At 70.7% G+C, this 17357-nt stretch carries 15 protein-coding genes; 1 reads left to right on the top strand and 14 read right to left on the bottom strand.

Features of this window, described 5'->3' with window-relative positions; all coding sequences use genetic code 11:
- Nucleotides 1-688: 688 nt before the first annotated feature.
- The 11 genes from FHR82_RS02215 to FHR82_RS02165 form a co-directional block, all read right to left on the bottom strand.
- Nucleotides 689-1960: a hypothetical protein gene (locus FHR82_RS02215; RefSeq protein WP_184808516.1), complete on the bottom strand. Its 1272-nt coding sequence runs from the start codon at nucleotides 1958-1960 to the stop codon at nucleotides 689-691.
- Complete coding sequence (locus FHR82_RS02210) at nucleotides 1957-2562, bottom strand: ABC transporter ATP-binding protein (RefSeq protein ID WP_311770830.1); 606 nt, start codon at nucleotides 2560-2562, stop codon at nucleotides 1957-1959. The genes FHR82_RS02215 and FHR82_RS02210 overlap by 4 nt, the downstream gene beginning before the upstream one ends.
- On the bottom strand, nucleotides 2559-3188 hold the full coding sequence (locus FHR82_RS02205) for a hypothetical protein (protein ID WP_184808515.1): 630 nt from the start codon (nucleotides 3186-3188) through the stop codon (nucleotides 2559-2561). The genes FHR82_RS02210 and FHR82_RS02205 overlap by 4 nt, the downstream gene beginning before the upstream one ends.
- Nucleotides 3185-3994 (bottom strand): sugar phosphate isomerase/epimerase family protein, encoded by an 810-nt coding sequence (locus tag FHR82_RS02200; protein ID WP_184808514.1) that lies wholly within the window; start codon nucleotides 3992-3994, stop codon nucleotides 3185-3187. The genes FHR82_RS02205 and FHR82_RS02200 overlap by 4 nt, the downstream gene beginning before the upstream one ends.
- On the bottom strand, nucleotides 3991-5136 hold the full coding sequence (locus FHR82_RS02195) for a dihydrodipicolinate synthase family protein (protein ID WP_184808513.1): 1146 nt from the start codon (nucleotides 5134-5136) through the stop codon (nucleotides 3991-3993). The genes FHR82_RS02200 and FHR82_RS02195 overlap by 4 nt, the downstream gene beginning before the upstream one ends.
- Complete coding sequence (locus tag FHR82_RS02190; RefSeq protein ID WP_184808512.1) at nucleotides 5133-6293, bottom strand: Gfo/Idh/MocA family protein; 1161 nt, start codon at nucleotides 6291-6293, stop codon at nucleotides 5133-5135. Before FHR82_RS02190 ends, FHR82_RS02195 begins: the two co-directional genes overlap by 4 nt.
- Before the next feature lie 18 nt (nucleotides 6294-6311).
- Nucleotides 6312-7097 carry an ABC transporter ATP-binding protein gene (locus tag FHR82_RS02185; protein ID WP_184808511.1) on the bottom strand — a complete coding sequence of 262 codons (786 nt, stop codon included), beginning with the start codon at nucleotides 7095-7097 and terminating at the stop codon, nucleotides 6312-6314.
- The gene (locus FHR82_RS02180; protein WP_184808510.1) at nucleotides 7094-8116 is read right to left on the bottom strand and encodes an ABC transporter substrate-binding protein; all 1023 of its coding nucleotides are present in this window, start codon (nucleotides 8114-8116) and stop codon (nucleotides 7094-7096) included. The genes FHR82_RS02185 and FHR82_RS02180 overlap by 4 nt, the downstream gene beginning before the upstream one ends.
- A 13-nt stretch (nucleotides 8117-8129) precedes the next feature.
- The gene (locus FHR82_RS02175; protein ID WP_376706380.1) at nucleotides 8130-8999 is read right to left on the bottom strand and encodes an ABC transporter permease; all 870 of its coding nucleotides are present in this window, start codon (nucleotides 8997-8999) and stop codon (nucleotides 8130-8132) included.
- A gap of 22 nt (nucleotides 9000-9021) precedes the next feature.
- Nucleotides 9022-12195 (bottom strand): ThuA domain-containing protein, encoded by a 3174-nt coding sequence (locus tag FHR82_RS02170; RefSeq protein WP_184808508.1) that lies wholly within the window; start codon nucleotides 12193-12195, stop codon nucleotides 9022-9024.
- A 93-nt stretch (nucleotides 12196-12288) separates the two neighbouring features.
- Nucleotides 12289-12990 (bottom strand): cupin domain-containing protein, encoded by a 702-nt coding sequence (locus FHR82_RS02165; RefSeq protein WP_184808507.1) that lies wholly within the window; start codon nucleotides 12988-12990, stop codon nucleotides 12289-12291.
- Between the two features lie 150 nt (nucleotides 12991-13140).
- Between FHR82_RS02165 and FHR82_RS02160 the strand changes: the two genes are divergently transcribed.
- Complete coding sequence (locus FHR82_RS02160) at nucleotides 13141-14157, top strand: LacI family DNA-binding transcriptional regulator (protein ID WP_184808506.1); 1017 nt, start codon at nucleotides 13141-13143, stop codon at nucleotides 14155-14157.
- A 381-nt stretch (nucleotides 14158-14538) separates the two neighbouring features.
- Here FHR82_RS02160 and FHR82_RS02155 read toward each other — a convergent pair whose 3' ends face one another.
- Genes FHR82_RS02155 through FHR82_RS02145 form a run of 3 tightly spaced genes read right to left on the bottom strand, consistent with a single transcriptional unit; the run spans nucleotide 14539 to nucleotide 17327 of the window.
- On the bottom strand, nucleotides 14539-15783 hold the full coding sequence (locus tag FHR82_RS02155; protein WP_184808505.1) for an aldehyde dehydrogenase family protein: 1245 nt from the start codon (nucleotides 15781-15783) through the stop codon (nucleotides 14539-14541).
- A gap of 14 nt (nucleotides 15784-15797) precedes the next feature.
- Nucleotides 15798-16466 carry a M50 family metallopeptidase gene (locus tag FHR82_RS02150; protein ID WP_311770828.1) on the bottom strand — a complete coding sequence of 223 codons (669 nt, stop codon included), beginning with the start codon at nucleotides 16464-16466 and terminating at the stop codon, nucleotides 15798-15800.
- Nucleotides 16467-16502: 36 nt separating this feature from the next.
- Nucleotides 16503-17327, bottom strand: coding sequence for a DUF3626 domain-containing protein (locus FHR82_RS02145; RefSeq protein WP_184808504.1), 825 nt, complete (start codon nucleotides 17325-17327; stop codon nucleotides 16503-16505).
- Nucleotides 17328-17357: the final 30 nt, after the last annotated feature.

Raw genomic sequence — 17357 nt, 5'->3', positions numbered from 1 at the left:
TATCTGCCCGGCGCGGTTGGGCTGGCGTGGGTAAATGCCGAGCGTGGGCGGCGTTCGCGCTGACACCATCCCGCCATGTCGATCAGTACGCAAGCCGCGGTGACGGTCACCACCTTTCCCGGTGCGCCGTGCACGTCCCCGGAGGCGCACGGCGGGTCGGCCGCCGGTAGCGCCCGGTGGGATGAAGGACCCCTTCGTTGCGCCCGGTGCGATTAAGGGCCCCTTCGTCACGCCCGGTGTGATGAAGGACCCCTTCGTTGCGCTCACCGTGATGAAGGACCCCTTCGTTGCGCCCGGTGTGATGAAGGGGCCCTTCATGCCATCGGGCCACGTCCTGAAAGTGCCTTTCAGGGCACGAAGGCCAACCGAGCACGGGCGGAAGCCCGCGCAAAGGGGCTCCCTGCCATCCCGTCGACCTGGCGAAGCCCGATCACACCGGCTCAAGGGGGCACCAACAACCCAAACCGGCGCCAAACGCTGGAACCGCCCCCTTGAGCCGGTGTGATAGCCCGTAGGGAGGTCGACGGGATGGCAGGCAGACCCGCACCCAACGCAAGAAGAACTGCAAAACCGAGAGGCCATCCCAGAGACCTGCCCCTCCGGCGAGGAGCCCCCGGAGGGCACAAGCCACCGGCGAACACCCCAACCAGGCCCAACGCCCCGAAAGCGTCTTCAGGGCATCACCCGGTCAGCGCAGGACGGCCATGGCCATCGCCGCGGCTGCCACCAGCGACGTTGCCCACCACGGTGTGCCCACCATGAGGACCAGCGCCACCGCGCCCAGGTCGGGGCCGCGGAGTGTCTGGGCGATCAGCCGCAGGGGCAGCGCGCCGATCGGGGTGTCGACCGGGATCAGGTTGTCGTACGTCGGGGGGCGGCGGGTCATGGTGCGGATCGTGGCCGCGGCCAGTACCGGGACGGTGAACAGCACCTCCGCGGTCCAGCCGCCCGCCAGCCACACCGGGACGGCCCACACCGCTGCCAGGGCCGTTGCCACCAGCAGGTGGTGCCACCGCAGTGCCACGTCGCCCAGTCCTGCCCACCGGCGCCGGCCCGGGGAGCGCCACAGCTCCCCCAGGCCCGCGACCAGCGGCACCAGTGACGCGTAGCCGAACACGGCGAACACCGGCAGGCCCGGCAGCGCAGGGAACGTTCTGTGCACCGCCACCGCGGTCACCGCCAGCAGGACCGCGGTCGGGACGTGTCGTGTCCGGCCCAGCACGCCCAGCCACGCCAGGCGGAGGCCGCTCGTCAGCCGGAGCCCGCCGGCCGGGCGGGCGGCGGGCAGCATCAGCGCCAGGTCCATGAACTGGACGCCGCTCACCCGCAGCACCCGGTCCCGCCACCCGTCGACCAGCGTCTGCCTGCTCGCGTCGGCTATCGGCGGTGTGCCGGGGCGGAACAGGAAGGTGCCGGCCACGAGCAGTGCCGCTGCCGTCACGAACAGGAGCGAAGGGCCCGGCTCCAGCGCCACGGCCGCGCCCGCCAGCACCAGCGGCACCACCCATTCCAGCCGCGCCGGGGCCGTCCGCACCACCGACAGCGCCAGGAACGCGGCACCCACCAGCACGGATGAACCGGCCAGTACCCACAGCAAGGGTGCCGCCACTACGGCTGCCAGCACCGCCAGCAGGTAACCCAGCACCAGCACGCGGCCCAGCCAGTGGCCTGTCAACCGCTGCGACACGATCGCCGCTCGGTCGGTGTGGGCTCGGTGGGTGTCGGCATTGTCACGCCACGTCAGGTCCGCCGGGTCGCGCCACACGAAGGATCTGGGCAGCAGTGACCACCAGGTGACGGCCGTGGCTACCACCAGCAATGCCAGTGGATCGGCGCCGGACCCCAGCTCGGCGCGCAGCGTGTCCAGGCGGAAGAACGCCATCGTCAGCACGCCGACCACCAGGAACGCGCCCAGCGTGCGTTCGTCGCCGGACAGCCATCGGCGGGCGAATGCCCTCATCCGAGGCGCACCACGTGGTCCGCCACCTCCAGCAGCGCGGGGTGGTGCGTCGCCAGCACGACCGTCCGGCCCGCCGCGCGCTCCTGTTCGACCAACTCGGCCAGCCACTCCTTGCCCTGGCCGTCGAGGGCCCGTTCCGGCTCGTCCAGCAGCAGCACCTCGTGCGGTCTGGCCACCGCGCCGAGCAGCAGCAGGCGGCGGCGCTGGCCGGCGGACAGGTAGTAGGCGTGCACGTCAGCGCGTTCCGAAAGGCCCGCGGCGGCGAGCCAGTCGGCCACGGCGCCGTCCGCGTCGAACGAGGTCAGCAGCAGTTCGAGGTGCTGCCGAGGCGACAGCTCGACGAACAGCTCGGAGTCGTCGAGCAGGACCGCGACCTTGCGGCGGAACGACACCGCGCGTTCGTCCGGTTCCTCGCCCGCGACCTCGATCGTGCCCTCGGACGGGGCGCGGAGTCCGTACAGCAGATGCAGGACGGTCGACTTGCCGCTGCCGTTGTCGCCGACGAGCACGAGGCACTCGCCCGCCGCCACGTCCAGGTCCAGGCCGCGGAACAGCCACTGCTCCCCGGCGTGCATGCCGAGACCGGCCGCCTTGACCGTCACCGCGGCGGGTAGCCGTACTGCGGGTAGCCGCCGAACAGGTCCGGCCGGTACATGCGCACCCACTGCCCCATGGCGCCCTGCATCCAGTTCGGGTCGATGCCGCTCAACGGGATGGCCACCTCGGGACGGCCGTCGTGCGGGTGGACCGGCGCCATGGCCAGCTGCTGCCGCATCCAGCCGGGCGCGTTCGGCGGAAGCACCCGGTGCCCCCAGCCGATGATGCCCTGCGTCCGCACCGCGCCCGCGCCGACCTGCAGGCCGCCTTCGGCGCCGATCGCGGTCGGGTTCGACATCTGGCTCTTGACCTCGCCGATGCGCGTGATGTCCGGCCAGTTGAGGCGGATCTGGTAGCCCAGGGTGTCGCTCAGCTCCACGCCGTACTCGGAGAAGCGGACCGTCGTGCCCTGCTTCAGCCGGTTGAACTTCGCGTACAGGACACCGACCAGCGCGCCGGTACCGACGACCGCGGCGATGATCCCGCCCACGAGCCCGCCGAACACCGAACCGAGCAGCAGCATGACCACGGCGAAGAAGATCAGCAGGAACACGTACGGCAGCGCCATCCTGCCGAAGCCGCCGCCCACCATCCTGAACTCGCGCGGCAACGCCTGGTTGGAGTAGCTCACCCGGTCGAGGATGCCATGCCCATGACCGACTCGTACGCGGCGATCGTGTCGCGGAGGACGTCCTCTCCTCTGCGCTGCCACAGCTCCTCGTTGAAGACCTCCACCTCGATCGGGCGGTCGTAGCCCGCGGCGAGGACGGCCTTGACCAGCGGCGCGAAGTCCACGTGTCCCGTGCCCGGCAGACCCCGGCCGACGAGCACGTCGGCGGGCAGCGGCACCACCCAGTCGGCGAGCTGGAAGCTCGCGATCCGGTCGCCGTTCGCCTCGATCAGCGGCAGGACCTGCTCGTCCCACCACACGTGGTAGGTGTCCAGCGTGATGCCGACGGCCGCCGCCGGGAACGGGGCGCACAGCTCCAGCGCCCCCGCCAGCGACGCCACCACGCTGCGGTCGGCGGCGAACATCGGGTGCATCGGTTCCACGGCAAGGGTCACGCCCACGTCCAGCGCGTGCGGGGCCAGCGCCTCCAGGCCCGCCGCCACCCGGGCGCGTGCCTCGACGAGCGGACGGCCGAACAGCCCGCCGCACACCAGCACCAGCGCGGGCGCACCCAGCTCGGCGCACTCGTCGAGCGCGCGGCGGTTGTCGTCGAACCAGTCGTCGGCGCCGAAGAACCCGCCTCGGCACAGGGAAGTGACGGTCAGGCCCGCGTCGCGCACCAGCTGGGCCGACCGCGCGAGGCCGTACTCCTCGACCGGTTCGCGCCACAGGCCCACGTACCGCACACCCGCCGCCTCGCAGCCCTTCACGACGTCCACGAGCGGCCAGTACTTCGCGGTGGCCTGGTTGAACGAGAACGGCCTCACTGCGCCACCCCTGCTGTCGCGAAGAACGATCGTGCCCGCGCCGCGGCCAGGTCGGCGTGCGGCAGCAGTCCCACCTCGTCGGCCAGCACCAGGAGCTTCGCGAGGTGCGCCACCGACCGGCCCGACTGCAGGCCGCCGACCATGACGAAGTGGTCCTGGTGGCCGGAAAGCCACGACAGGAACACGATTCCCGTCTTGTAGTACTGCGTCGGCGCGCCGAACAGGTGGCGGGCCAGCGGGACCGTCGGGTCCAGCGCGGCACGGAACCCGGCCGCGTCACCCGTGTCGAGCTTGTGCAGCGCCGGGCCGACCAGCGGCGCCAGCGCGGCGAACACCCCCAGCAGCGCGTCGGAGTGGCCGTGCTCGTCGCCCGCGATGAGGCTCGGGTAGTTGAAGTCGTCGCCGGTGTACATCCGGACACCGGACGGCAGCTTGCCGCGCAGCTCGACCTCGAACTCGTCGTCCAGCAGCGACATCTTGATGCCGTCCACAGTGGACGCGTGGTCCTTCAGCAGCGCCAGCACCGTGTCCGCGGCGGCGCGGGGATCCGCCGAGCCCCAGTAACCCGCCAGCGCCGGGTCGAACATGGGGCCCAGCCAGTGCAGCAGCACCGGATCGTCCACTTCGGACAGAAGTGCCGAGTACACCGACACGTAGTCGTCGGGCCCCTTCGCGGCGGCCGCGAGGTGCCTGCTGCACATCAGCACCGGCACCGCACCCGCCTCCAGCACGTCCGCGAGCTGTTCCCGGTACGCGTCGAGCACCTGTGCGACGGTCGCCGGACCGGTCAGCTGGTCGGTGGCGACCCCGGCCACGATCCGGCCGCCGACCGACCTGGCCTCGGCCGCACCCCGGCGCACCAGCTCCCGCACTGCCGGGTAGTCCAGGCCCATGCCGCGCTGTGCGGTGTCCATGGCCTCCGCGACGCCGAGCCCGTGGCGCCACAGGTGGTGCCGGAACTTCAGCGTCGCGTCCCAGTCCACCACCGCGGGCGCGCCGGGCACGTTCTCCGCGAGGGGATCCGCGACGACGTGCGCGGCCGCGTACGCGATCCGGCTGGTCGACGGGGACACCCCGGCACCGGACGGGGCAGCGCCACGCAGCTCGTAGCGCTCCCCGCCCGGCAACACGATGGCGGTCACGTCAGCTCCGGGATCTCGATCCGCCTGCCCTCGGTCGCAGCCCGCAGGCCCAGCTCGGCGAGCTGCACACCGCGGGCGGCCGCGGCGAAGTCCCACGGGAACGGCTCGTCGGCCACGACGTGGCGCAGGAACCGCTCCCACTGCACGCGGAACCCGTTGTCGAAGTGCTCGTTGTCGGGCACCTCCGCCCAGTCGCCGCGCGCGTCCACCGACGGCGGCGCGTCCGGGTTCCACACCGGCATCGGCGTGGCGGCCCTGGACTGGGCGCGGCACCGGCGCAGGCCCGCGACCGCGCTGCCGTGCGTGCCGTCCACCTGGAACTCGACCAGCTCGTCCCGGAACACCCGCACGCACCAGGACGAGTTGAACTGCGCGACGAGGCCGTCGTCCAGCTCGAAGATCGCGTACGCCGCGTCGTCGGCGGTGGCCGCGTACTCGTCGCCGTTCTCGTCCCAGCGGCGCGGGATGTGCGTCCGGATCGTCGCCTGCACCGCGCGGACCGGGCCGAACAGGTTCTCCAGCACGTAATGCCAGTGCGGGAACATGTCCAGCACGACGCCGCCGCCGTCCTCGGCCCGGTAGTTCCAGGACGGCCGCTGCGCGGACTGCCAGTCGCCCTCGAACACCCAGTAACCGAACTCGGCGCGCACCGACAGCACCCGGCCGAAGAAGCCGCCGTCCACGAGCCGCTTCAGCTTCCGCAGCCCGGGCAGGAAGATCTTGTCGGCCACCACACCGTTGCGCACCCCCGCCGCCTCGGCGGCACGCGCGAGTTCCTGCGCGCCGGCGAGGTCCATGGCGAGGGGCTTCTCGGTGTAGATGTGCTTGCCAGCGTCGATCGCCTGCCTGATCGCCTTCTCGCGCCGCTGGGTGGTGAGCGCGTCGAAGTAGATCTCGACGTCGTCGCGCTCCAGCGCGGCGTGCAGGTCCGTCGTCCAGTCGGACAACCCGTGCCGCTCCGCGATCTCGGCGAGCTTGCGCTCGTTGCGGCCGACCAGCACCGGCTCCGGCCAGACCACCGTGCCGTCCGGCAGCGGGAGGCCGCCGTCGTCGCGGATGGCCAGGAGCGAGCGGACCAGGTGCTGGCGGTAGCCCATGCGTCCGGTCACGCCGTTGAGGACGATGCCGATGGTCCGGCGGCCGGCGTTGTCGGTCATGTCGATGTTCCTCGTTTTCTAGTGAGATTCGTGCGCGCCGAGCAGTTGGCGGATCTCGCGGGTGAGTGAGCCGAACCGGGGGTCCGTCATCACCTGCGCGTAGTCCCGCTCCCTCGGCAGGTCGACCGGAAGGGTCCGCATCAGCCTGCCCGGGCGCGGGCTCATCACCTCCACCCGGGTGCCGAGGAAAACCGCCTCGGCGATGGAGTGCGTGACCAGCAGGATCGTGGTACCGGTCTCCCGCCAGATCTTGTTCAGCTCGGCGTTGAGCTGCTCCCTCGTGAGCGCGTCCAGCGCGCCGAACGGCTCGTCCATGAGCAGCACCGGCGGCTCGTGCAGCAGCGCGCGGCACAACGCCACCCGCTGCTGCATGCCGCCCGACAGCTCGTGCGGCAACGCCTTCTCGAACCCCGCCAAGCCGGTCAGCTCGATCAGCTCGTCGGCCCGGCGGGCCGCCTTCGCCTTGTCGATGCCGCGGATCTCGGCCTGCAGCAGGATGTTCTTGCGCACACCGCGCCACTCGAGCAGCGCGGCCCGCTGGAACGCGAAGCCGATGTTCCGCTGCGCGCCCTTCACCTCGTCGCCGAACAGCGACACCTGGCCGTCGCTCGGCTTCACCAGACCCGCGACCACCTTGAGCAGCGTGGACTTCCCGCAGCCGGACGGGCCGACGATCGAGATGAACTCCCCTGCCTCGACCCGCATGGTGACGTCGTCGAGCGCGGTGGTGCTGGACCGCTTGGAACGGAACCGCACCGAGAGGTTCTTCACGTCGACGGCGGTCCCGGTGAGCACGCTCGTCATGACCCGTCGCTCTCGGCGTGGCTGCCGTCCCAGTACTTCGACGGCTCTCCCGCGTCCTTGAGGCCCGCGTTGTCGGCCATGATGCCGATGGTGTCGGTCCACTGGTCCTCGGTGTTGACGCCCGGCGCACCGGCGGTGTCCAGCTGCAGCAACGGTTCCGCGAGCTTGAGCTGCTTGACGAGCACCTCCTCCGGCGGCTCGTTCTCCGCCAGGTCGACCATCGCCTTCGCGGCGTCCTCCGGGTTCTTCACGGCCTCCGCCCACGACTTCTGCGTGGCCCGGACGAACTTGCCGACCAGGTCCTTCTGCGACGACAGCGTCTCGTCGCTGACCACGATGCCGGTGCCGAGCAGGTTCAGCCCCGAGTCGGCGAACAGCAGGTGGTCCACCTCCTTGCCGGTGCGGGCCTCGATGGTCGGGCCCTGGTCGTGGAAGAAGCCCATGATCGCGTCGACCTGGCCCTCGGCCAGCTGCGCGATCTTGTTGGCGGCGTCCATGTTCACGACGGTCACGTCGGAGGGCTGCATGCCGTTCGCGGCCAGCAGCGCGGGGAACGTCGCGTACATGGCGTCACCAGGGGTGCCGCCGACCCGCTTGCCCTTGAGGTCCTTGATGGACTTGAAACCCTTGTCCGACAGGAACTCGACGGACGACGGGCCCTTCTGCAGGAACACGCCGACGCTCTTGACCGGCATGCCGGAGGTGATCGCGTTGAGCAGCGGCGGGGTGTCCGCCCAGCCGAACATCGTCTGGTCCTGGGCGACGGCCTTGATCGTGTTGCCGGAGCCGCTGCCCGGCTCGATCTTCAGGTCGATGCCCTCGTCGGCGTAGAAACCCTTCTGGATCCCGTAGTAGAAGGGCGCGTGCTCGCCGTAGGGCACCCAGTTGAGGGTGAACGTGACCTCGGTGGCGTCGGCGGGAGCTTCGGTGTTGCCGGAGCCACCGCTGTCCTGTCCGCTCGGGGCGCAGCCCGCGACCAGCAGAGCTGCCGCGGCTATTCCTGTGAGTAAACGCTTCATCGAGTTCGACCTTTCAGGAAGTGGTGAGCGGGGTCGCCGACCGGCGGCTGGCGTGCCACGGGATGAGCAGCGCCTCCAGCACCTCGACGATCACGAACAGGAGGATGCCGATGAGCGACATGAGGATCAGCGCGGCGAACAGCAGGGGTGCGTCGAGGTTGCCGTTCGCGATCATCAGCTGGTAGCCGAGGCCCTCGCTGGCGCCGACGAACTCGCCGACCACCGCACCGACCACGGCGAGCGTCACCGCCACCTTCTCGCCCGCCATCAGGTGCGGCAGCGCGTTCGGGAAACGGATCTTGCGGAACGTCTGCCACCGGCTCGCACCCATGGTGGCGGACAGCTCCAGCAACTCGGGATCGGTCGACCGGAGGCCCGCGACCCCCGACACGACCACCGGGAAGAACGCGATCAGCACCGCCAGGATGATCTTCGGGGCGAGGTCGTTGCCGAACCACACCACGATCAGCGGCGCGATCGCGATCTTCGGGATCACCTGTGCGAACAGGACGATCGGGTAGAGCGTGCGCTCCAGCGTCCTCGAGTACGCGATCGCGACGGCGGTCGCGAGACCGAGCACGCTCGCCAGCAGGAAGCCGACGACTGTCTCGTACAGCGTGACGTAGGAGTGGTACATCAGCGACGACCAGTCCTGTGTCGTCCGCTCCCACACCTGCACGGGCGTCGGCACGAGGTAGTCCGCCACCCAGCCCTGGGCGGTGATCACCCACCACGCCACGAAGATCAGCGCCAGCAGTGCGGCGGGCCGCCAGATCGCGTCCACCAGACGCAGCAGCCGGGTACCGATGTCGATCCTCCGCACCGGTTCACGGGCCGGCGTCGGGGGTGCCGGATCGGCCCGGGTCTCGTTGGTCACTGTCATCATTCCTCTGCCTTCTATGTCGCTACGCAGCTCCGCTAGACGCCGTCTTCCCTCCTGCGCGCGGAGACCCAGGACTCGTTCCTCGCCGGGCCTCCGTGCTCGTCAGTCCAGACGGCGCCCGCTCCGCCGCTCCGCTCCGCGAGCCGAACTCGAACCAGTCCACGTTGAACAGGTCCCCGGTCGCGCCGGGATTCTTCGCTACCAGGAACAACTCGTGCGTGCTCCCGGGGTCGACGACCGGGGCGGTCACCTCGGTCCACGTCTGGCCGCCACCGGTCACCGGCACCGCGACCGAGCCGAGCAGCGGACCGTCCGGGGCGCCGAACCGGACCTCGATGGTCCCACCGTTGGCGCTGCTCGCCACCCGGAACGTCAGGCTGCCCACGTTCCTCAGGTTCACCGGGGTGACGGACAGCCAGTCACCGCTGGAGACCCCGGAGACGAGCCCGCCGCCGGCGTCGTTGCGGACCACGCGGATGCCGTTCGACCGGTCGTAGTGCTCGGCTTCCTTGCGGCGCGGCTGCAACGTGACCGTGGCGCGGTCGGTCAGCTTCGGCCGTCCCGTGTCGGTGTGGCTCGCGTCGAGGACGTAGGTCAGGTCGTCGGCCGCGGTGTGCCCGTCGACGATCGAGGGCACCAGCTCCCCGGCGCAGCCCCGGACCTGGCTCACCACGTGCACCTGACGTGCGTGCCCGACACCGCCCTTGACGAGCGGCTCCTCGCAGTCCACGCCGCCGTCGGCGTCGGTCACCCTGAGGCGGTAGGGAATCGGCACGCCCCAGTCGAAGACCTCGCCGTCGCGCGGGGACTGGAACGTCACCTTCGGCGCGGTGTTGCCGACGGTCACCTTGACGTTCACCGGTTCCCGGCGGCCCGTCGGGTCGGTGACGATCAGGCGGGCCAGGTGCGTGCCGTTCTCGGTGAACGTGTGGGTCGGGTTCGCGGCGGTCGAGTCGACCGTGCCGTTGCCGTCGAAGTCCCACTCGTGTGTGAGCGCGTGCCCGTCCGGGTCGGTCGACTTGTCGGTGAACCGGACCGTCAGCGGGGCCTTCCCGGACGACGGGCTCACCGACGCCTTCGCGATCGGTGCGCGCTCGCCGGGGCGGATGTAGTCGATGCGGTGGATGCCCGAGTCCCAGTTGGGGTCGCCGCGGCCGGAGCCGCCGTAGTTGGTGCCCCACTCGATGACGTACAGCGAACCGTCCGGGCCGAACTCCATGTCGATGGGCCGCAGGAAACCGCCGCGCGGCAGGAACCTGTTGAGGGACACGGCGTTCCCCGCTGTGCCGCCGTCGCCGTCGTCCTGCTTCACCTCGAACATCGCGTTGCGGGTCCAGTCGGCGATGATCGTGGTGTCGTCGTAGTACTCCGGGAACTTGGTCTCCGACTCGAGCTCCTGGTCGTAGTGGTAGGTCGGGCCGCCGATCGCGAGCCGCCCGCCGGTGCCCAGCTCTGGCCACTCGTCGGACACGCGGTACGGGTAGGGCAGCCACGCGGGCTGCGCGGGCGGCAGCTTCGTCAGGCCGGTGTTGTTGGGCGAGTTGTTGGCCGGGCCGCCCGCGCAGTCGTACGGCTGGCCGGACTGGCCGGTCGTGAAGTCGTACTCGACGTACGCGCGGTTGTGGCCGATGCACAGCGGCCAGCCGAAGTTGCCCGCCTCCTTGGCGACGTTGAACTCGTCGTAGCCCATGGGACCGCGCAGCGCGTTGTCGTTCTGCGCGTCCGGGCCGACCTCGCCCCAGTACACCCAGCCGGTCTCCGGATCGATGTGCAGGCGGTACGGGTTGCGCAGGCCCATCACCCAGATCTCCGGGCGTGTCCTGTCCGTGCCCGGCGGGAACAGGTTGCCCTCGGGGATCGTGTAGGTACCGTCGTCCTCGGGGTGGATCCGGAGGATCTTGCCGCGCAGGTCGTTGGTGTTGGCCGAGGTGCCCTGCGCGTCCTGGTTCCTCCGGCCGGCGCGCTCGTCGATGGGGGCGAAGCCCTCGCAGCACGGGTCGACGTTGTCGCCGGTCGACAGGTACAGGTTGCCCTCTCTGTCGAACGCCATGCCGCCGCCCTCGTGGGCGTTGATCTCGCGCTGGGAGAAGAACTCCAGCAGGACCTTCTCGTCGCGGACGGTGTTGGTGAACTCGTCGAACCGGACGCGGGACAGGCGGTTCACGCCCTTGGTGCGTGGCGAGTAGTAGACGTAGAGGTAGCCGTTGTCCTCGAAGTGCGGGTCGAGGACAAGGCCGTGCATGCCGTGCGTGTGGAGCACGAACGCGTCGAACCTGCCCGCCTCGTGGCTGTAGCCCTTCTTCGGGTCGTACACGTTCAGCTGCCCGCCGCGCTGGATGTAGAAGACGCGGCCCGAGTTGTCGATCTCCATGGCGAGCGGGTCGTCGGTGTCGCCATCGAGGAGGGTCTTGACGTACCGGTCGTCCTCGGTGGCGCCGCAGTCACCGGGCACGGCACCCGCGGCCCATTCGATGCCGCCGAGGATGTGGGACCGGAACGCGGGGTCGCCGTAGTCGGCGGCGGCGTGCCCGAGGCCGGTGTACCAGGAGCGGCCGCCCTCGAAGTTCTGGCACCACGAGATGGGGTGGTCGGCGCCCATGGTGTGGCCGGTGTAGCTGCGGGTGTCGTAGCTCGCGAGTACGTGGACGCCGCCGCGCGGGTTGCTCCGGAAGTCGTAGGGCTCCTCGGTGCGCTCCCACGTCTGCGGCAGTTCCCTGGTCGACGGGTGTGCGCGGTCGTCGACCTGGACCTTCAGCGGCTGGATGGCGGGGTGCTTGTCGAAGAAGGCGCCCATGAGGCGGCCGTACCAGGCCCAGTCGTACTCGGTGCCGCTCGCGGCGTGGATGCCCGCGTAGCCGCCGCCCGCCCTGATGTAGCGCTCGAAGGCCGCGCGCTGGTTCGCGTCGAGGATGGCGCCGTCGCGGCCGTTGGTGTTGTTGAAGACGACCGCGTCGAAGCGGCTGAGGCCTGCGTCGGTGAACAGGGTCGCGTCGTCGCTCACGACGACCTCGAAGCCCTCTTCGGCGCCCAGTTCGGTGATCGCCTGCTGACCGGCGGGGATGGAGTCGTGGTAGTAGCCGTTGACCTTCGAGAAGACGAGCACGGTGAAGCGGGCTTGGGCCACCGCGGACGGTGCCGCGACCAGGCCGAGCACCAGGGCCGTTACCAACGTGATGACGCGTCTCCGGTTGCGCACGAAAGTCCTCCCGCCGAGGGCCACTTTGCCAGGCAAGCGCTTTCCTAGGATGCTATTTGTCCGAACCCGGCGGAGGCAAGGGCTTTCCTGTGATCAGTCGTAACGGTACGTGTTGAGGAGCCCGCACATGCCGAGTCGGCCCACCTCGTCCGGCACCGGCTTCGTGCTCACCCGGGATTCCCGCAGGTGGGCCGGGTCGTTGTCGATCAGGGCGGCGATCTGGCGGCCGGTCCGCTCCGCGGCCTCGCGGGCCCCCTGCTCCCACCGCTCGCGCCAGTCGCCGAGGAGCGGCTGCTTGAGCCGCACCGCCGCTTCGTAGAACTCGTCGAGCTTGCCGCCGTCGCGCAGCTCGTGGAAGCCCCGCACGGCGAGGTCGCGGCGGCGGTACGCGGTGGTGATGTCGGTGCCGGGGGCGCCGCCGTCCGGCAGGCTGACCGCCTCGGCGTAGCGCTCGGGGTCGCGGACGACGTCGAGCGGGAACGTCAGCACGGCGTCCCCCGCCTCCGGCAGGCCGGTGTTGGCCATCAGCACGATGATCTCCAGGCCACCGTGGTTGACCAGGCGGTGGATGGTGCCGGGGGTGAACCACAGGACCGTGCCGGGGCGCAGCTCGTGCTCGGCGAAGCCGTCCTGACCGGAGAGGGTCTGGACCTCTCCGGTGCCGCCGATGACGACGTACGCCTCGGTGCAGCACAGGTGCAGGTGGGGGGTGCCGCCCGGGAGGCCGTCGGGGGTCGCGGTGTCGTACACACAGAGTTTCGAGACGCCTACCGCGCCGGGCAGTGGATCACGCATCGGTACCCCTCGGCGTGGCGGCCTTGCTGTTGCGGGGCCGCACAATGGACACTGGCGGTAATCACGCCTCCAGGCGCGGGGAAAGGGCTTTCCCTAGTAGCCTGACGCTAGGCGGGCAGAGTATTGGGTGTCAACGGCGGAGGTCTGGCAATGGCGACGCTTGCCGATGTGGCGCGCAAGGCCGGGGTTTCCGCTGCGACCGTGTCACGGATCGTGAACGGCAGCCCCAAGATCGTGTCCGAGGAGCTGCGCGAGCGGGTGTTGCGCGCGGTGCAGGAGTTGCAGTACGTGCCGAACGCGCACGCGCAGCTCCTGGCCCGCTCCCACCGGACGACGGTCGGCGTGATCGTGCACGACGTGTCCGACCCGTACTTCGCGGAGATCACGCGTGGTCTGCAGCGGGTGGCGTCCGAGCAGGGGCGCCTGGTGATCATCTGCAACTCGTACCGCGACCCCGATCGTGAGCTGGAGTACGTCGAGCTGCTGCGTGCCCACCAGGTCGAGTCGATCATCCTGGCCGGTTCGGGCTACCACGACCCGGCGTTCACGAAGTCGCTGAACGCGAAGCTGTCGGCGTACATGGCGACCGGCGGCCGCGTGTCGGTGGTGGGCCGCCACAAGCTCGCCGGCGACGCGGTCATGCCCGCCAACGAGGAGGGCGGCTACCTGATCGGGTCGGCGGTCTTCTCGGCCGGGCACCGGCACGTGGGTGTGGTGGCGGCCCCGCGCCAGCTGACCACGACGACGGACCGGCTGGCCGGGCTGCGGCGCGCGGCCAGGGAACACCACCGGACCCTGCCGTCGAAGCGGATCGCCTACGCCGAGTTCGACCGCGACGGCGGCGCGGCGGCCACCGCCGCCCTGCTGGACGCGGACCCTCGCCTGACGGCGATCGTGGCACTGAACGACTCGATGGCGATCGGTGCGCTGTCGGCCCTGCGGGAGCGGGGCCTGTCGGTGCCGGGTGACGTGTCGGTGGTGGGCTTCGACGACATGCCCATCGCGCGGGATGTCACCCCACCGCTGACCACGGTCCGGCTGCCGCTGGTGGAGATCGGCGCGCGGGCGATCACGATGGCGCTGGACGCACCGCAGCCGTCACCTCGCGTGGAAGAGGTGCCTGCGGAGGTCATCCACCGCGAGTCCCTGGCCGAGCCCCGGGACTGAGGTCAGATCGGCAGCCGCCGGACGCGGAGGGTGTCGTCACCGAGCACAACTCGGTCTTGGCGCCCGATGCCACGAAGGACCCCTTCGTTGCGCTCGATGCGACGAAGGACCCCTTCGTAACGTCCGGCGCGACGAAGGACCCCTTCATAACGTCCGCTGTGATGAAGGGCCCCTTCGTTGCGCTCACCGTGATGAAGGACCCCTTCGTAACGCCCGGTGTGATGAAGGGGCCCTTCATGACACCGCCACAGCCCCGAAAAGCGCCTTTCACGGCACGAAGGTGAACCGAGCACAGGGCGGAAGCCCGCCACCAAGGGGCTCCCTGCCATCCCAGAGACCTGCCCCTCCGGCGAGGAGCCCCGGAGGGCACACCCCAGGAAGTCAGGCCGGGACGATGGCGTACTGGCGCAGGCACAGGTCCGGGTAGGTGACCGGGCCTCGGGGGCCGGGCACCTTGTCGATGTTGATGCCCGTCTCCGGGACGGCCAGCAGTTTGAAGCCGTCCAGCAGGCGGGTCGTCGCGTTCCAGAAGACGCCCGTGCCGGTGTAGGCGTCCATGAACGCCGTCGCCGTGGGCTCGGACGTGGTGACGATCGACGCCGCCAGGCCCGACGTCTCCGCGTTCGCCACCTCCGCGGCCTCCTGTGCCGACGTCACCGGCAGCACGGTGACCGTCGCCTCGCGGTCGGAGTCGAGGGCCCATTCGTACCCGATCGGGTGGTTGTGGGGTGGGAGCGAGACCGCGATCTTCAGGTCCGCCAGCAACGACTCCACGCGGGGCAGCAGTGAGTCGTGCAGCGACGAGTGGATCAGCAGCAGGTTCAGCCGGTTGCACACGCCCAGCCGGTCGACGCTCTCGCGGACCAGCGACAGCGCCCGCGACACATCCGCGTCGACGTCCACGTACAGCACGCCGCCGCCGTCGGCGTGGGCCAGTGTGCGCACGCCGTGGCGCGCGGCCTCCTCGCCCAGCGTGCGGGTCGTGTCGCCGCTCCCCCGCAGGATCACCAGCGGGACGTGGGCGGGCTGCGCCACCAGCGCCGACGCGGCCGCGCGGTCCGGCGTGGGCACGAGCTGGATCGCGGCCGGGTCGAGGGACGCCGCCGACAGCGCGGGGGCCACGACCGACTCGAGCAGCGCCGTCGCCGAGCTCAGTGCCGCGCCACCGGTGCGGAGGACACCGGCGTTGCGCGACTTGACCAGCTGCGACGCGACGTCGACCGTCACGTTCGGGCGGGCCTCGTAGTTGGCGCCGATGACCCCGACCGGGCGGCGGCGCTCGTACAGCTTGAGGCCGCCGGGCAGGTCACGGACGAACTCCGACCGCGGCGGGTGCGGCGTGGACGCGAGCAGGTCCAGCGCGGCGGCCATCGACTCGAGGCGCTCCGGGGAAAGGCGCAGCCGGTCGAGCAGGCCCGCGCTCATGCCTGCCGACTCGGCCGCCGACACGTCCGCCTCGTTCGCCGCCATCAGCGTGTCGGCCGAGGACCGGAGGCGGGCCGCCATGGCCGACAGCGCACCGTCGATCGCCGAGTCGGGTGCCGCGGCCAAGGACGGCGCGGCGCGGTACGCGGCGGACGCACACGAGGCGACAACGGACGAAACGGACTCGGACACCACAGTCATGTCCCAAGTCTGCCTCACCCCAACAACCACATTGCCGCGAGTGCCAGCGCACCCAGGTTGACGAAGAAGAACATGCCCACCCACAACAGGCCGGGCGTCCCGGTGAGCCGCGCGAGCTGGTCGGCGTCCGAGTCCCGCGCCCACCCGCGCCGCCGCTTGCTCTGCAGCTCACCGACCGGACGAACACCACCCAGCAGGAGGAACCACGTGATCAGGTGCGCGAACGCGGCCTGCACGACGGGACTGGTCCACCAGGCGACCCCGAACAGCACGGCGCCGGTCAGCAGCACGGAGAAGAACCCGTACACGTTGCGCACCATCACCAGGACACCGAGCAGGAGCACCCCGCACACCACGAGCACCGAGGCGGTCAGCTCGGCCCCGACGAGCGCCGCGAACGCGAGCCCGAGCAGCGACGGCGCGACGTACCCGGCGAGCGCGGTCGACACCATGCCCGGCCCGTACGGCTTGCCCCTGGTGAGCGTGAGCCCGGACGTGTCCGAGTGCAGCCGGATCCCCGACAGCCGCCTGCCCGCCAGCACCGCGACCAGCGCGTGGCCCGCCTCGTGCACGATTGTGATCACGTTGCGGGCAGGCCGCCACAGCTCGCTGAAGGTGACCACCACGAGGGCGACCACTCCCGTCACGAGCACCTCGGCAGCCGTATCGGCGAGCAGGTCCACGCGGCACAGCCGACCACACCGCCGGTGCGATCGGTGTTACATCTCCGGACTGCCGAACCGGGCCACGTAGTGCCAGACCCGTTTCAGGGCCTGCTCGTCGTGCGCGCCGGTGCGGGACGCGTCGCCGATGACCCCGGGGTCGAGCAGGCCGTCGCGGGCGATGGACTCGCCGAGCGCCACGAACTCCGGGCCGCGGTAGCCGGGGTGGCGGCGCAGTTCGGTGGTGGTCAGCGTGAAGCCGCCGTGCCATTCGACCGGGCACGCCAGCGCCTGAGCCGCGGCCTCGATCTCCGTGCCGCGGTAGCAGGGGTCGAGCACCAGGGCCTCGACGTCCGCCGCGAGGTCGAGCACGCCGTGCACGTGTGCCTCGACGTAGTCGTCGAGCGCGTCCTTGTCGTCCGCCTCGGCCATGGCGACCAGCGTGGTCAGCCGTGCCCCCACACCGAAGTGCGCGGGCTCGAACACGCTGTCCGGGTAGCAGAACGTGGTCCGGTCGATGGTGTGCGGGCGCAGGCGCACGTGGGCCGAGCCGAAGCGCGGCGACCCGCCGACCAGGCGGCCGCGGAAGTTCAGCGACCCGTACTTGGGCCGTTCCTCGGCCGGTGCGTCGTCGTAGGCGCCGTCGAAGATCCGGCTCTCCCACCGCCAGCGGTCGCCGCCGGGGTGTGCGGTCAGACCGCCGTTGCTGGTCCCGGTCTCGAACTGCGACCGGTAGACCTTGTCGCGCGCCATGAGCCGCAGGATCGGTTCCCCGGCCACGAGGCGGTCCGGGTGGAAGTGCAGCGTCACGCGCCACGACGGGTCCGCGGGCGCACCCGAGGACAACGTCGTGACGTGGGCGATCGCCCGTTCGTGGAACATGGCGGGAGTATCCCCGAACCGCGGCGGCCC

Source organism: Actinophytocola algeriensis (assembly GCF_014203735.1).
Taxonomy (GTDB): Bacteria; Actinomycetota; Actinomycetes; order Mycobacteriales; family Pseudonocardiaceae; genus Actinophytocola; species Actinophytocola algeriensis.
This window is presented reverse-complemented; position numbering and strand designations above follow the sequence as displayed.

Excerpts from the sequence above, each read along its gene's own strand:
- FHR82_RS02155 (WP_184808505.1), bottom strand. The coding sequence starts at position 15,783 with ATGACTGTGGTGTCCGAGTCCGTTTCGTCCGTTGTCGCCTCGTGTGCG.
- FHR82_RS02175 (WP_376706380.1), bottom strand. The coding sequence starts at position 8,999 with ATGACAGTGACCAACGAGACCCGGGCCGATCCGGCACCCCCGACGCCG.
- FHR82_RS02190 (WP_184808512.1), bottom strand. The coding sequence starts at position 6,293 with ATGACCGACAACGCCGGCCGCCGGACCATCGGCATCGTCCTCAACGGC.
- FHR82_RS02180 (WP_184808510.1), bottom strand. The coding sequence starts at position 8,116 with ATGAAGCGTTTACTCACAGGAATAGCCGCGGCAGCTCTGCTGGTCGCG.
- FHR82_RS02160 (WP_184808506.1), top strand. The coding sequence starts at position 13,141 with ATGGCGACGCTTGCCGATGTGGCGCGCAAGGCCGGGGTTTCCGCTGCG.
- FHR82_RS02165 (WP_184808507.1), bottom strand. The coding sequence starts at position 12,990 with ATGCGTGATCCACTGCCCGGCGCGGTAGGCGTCTCGAAACTCTGTGTG.
- FHR82_RS02215 (WP_184808516.1), bottom strand. The coding sequence starts at position 1,960 with ATGAGGGCATTCGCCCGCCGATGGCTGTCCGGCGACGAACGCACGCTG.
- FHR82_RS02145 (WP_184808504.1), bottom strand. The coding sequence starts at position 17,327 with ATGTTCCACGAACGGGCGATCGCCCACGTCACGACGTTGTCCTCGGGT.
- FHR82_RS02185 (WP_184808511.1), bottom strand. The coding sequence starts at position 7,097 with ATGACGAGCGTGCTCACCGGGACCGCCGTCGACGTGAAGAACCTCTCG.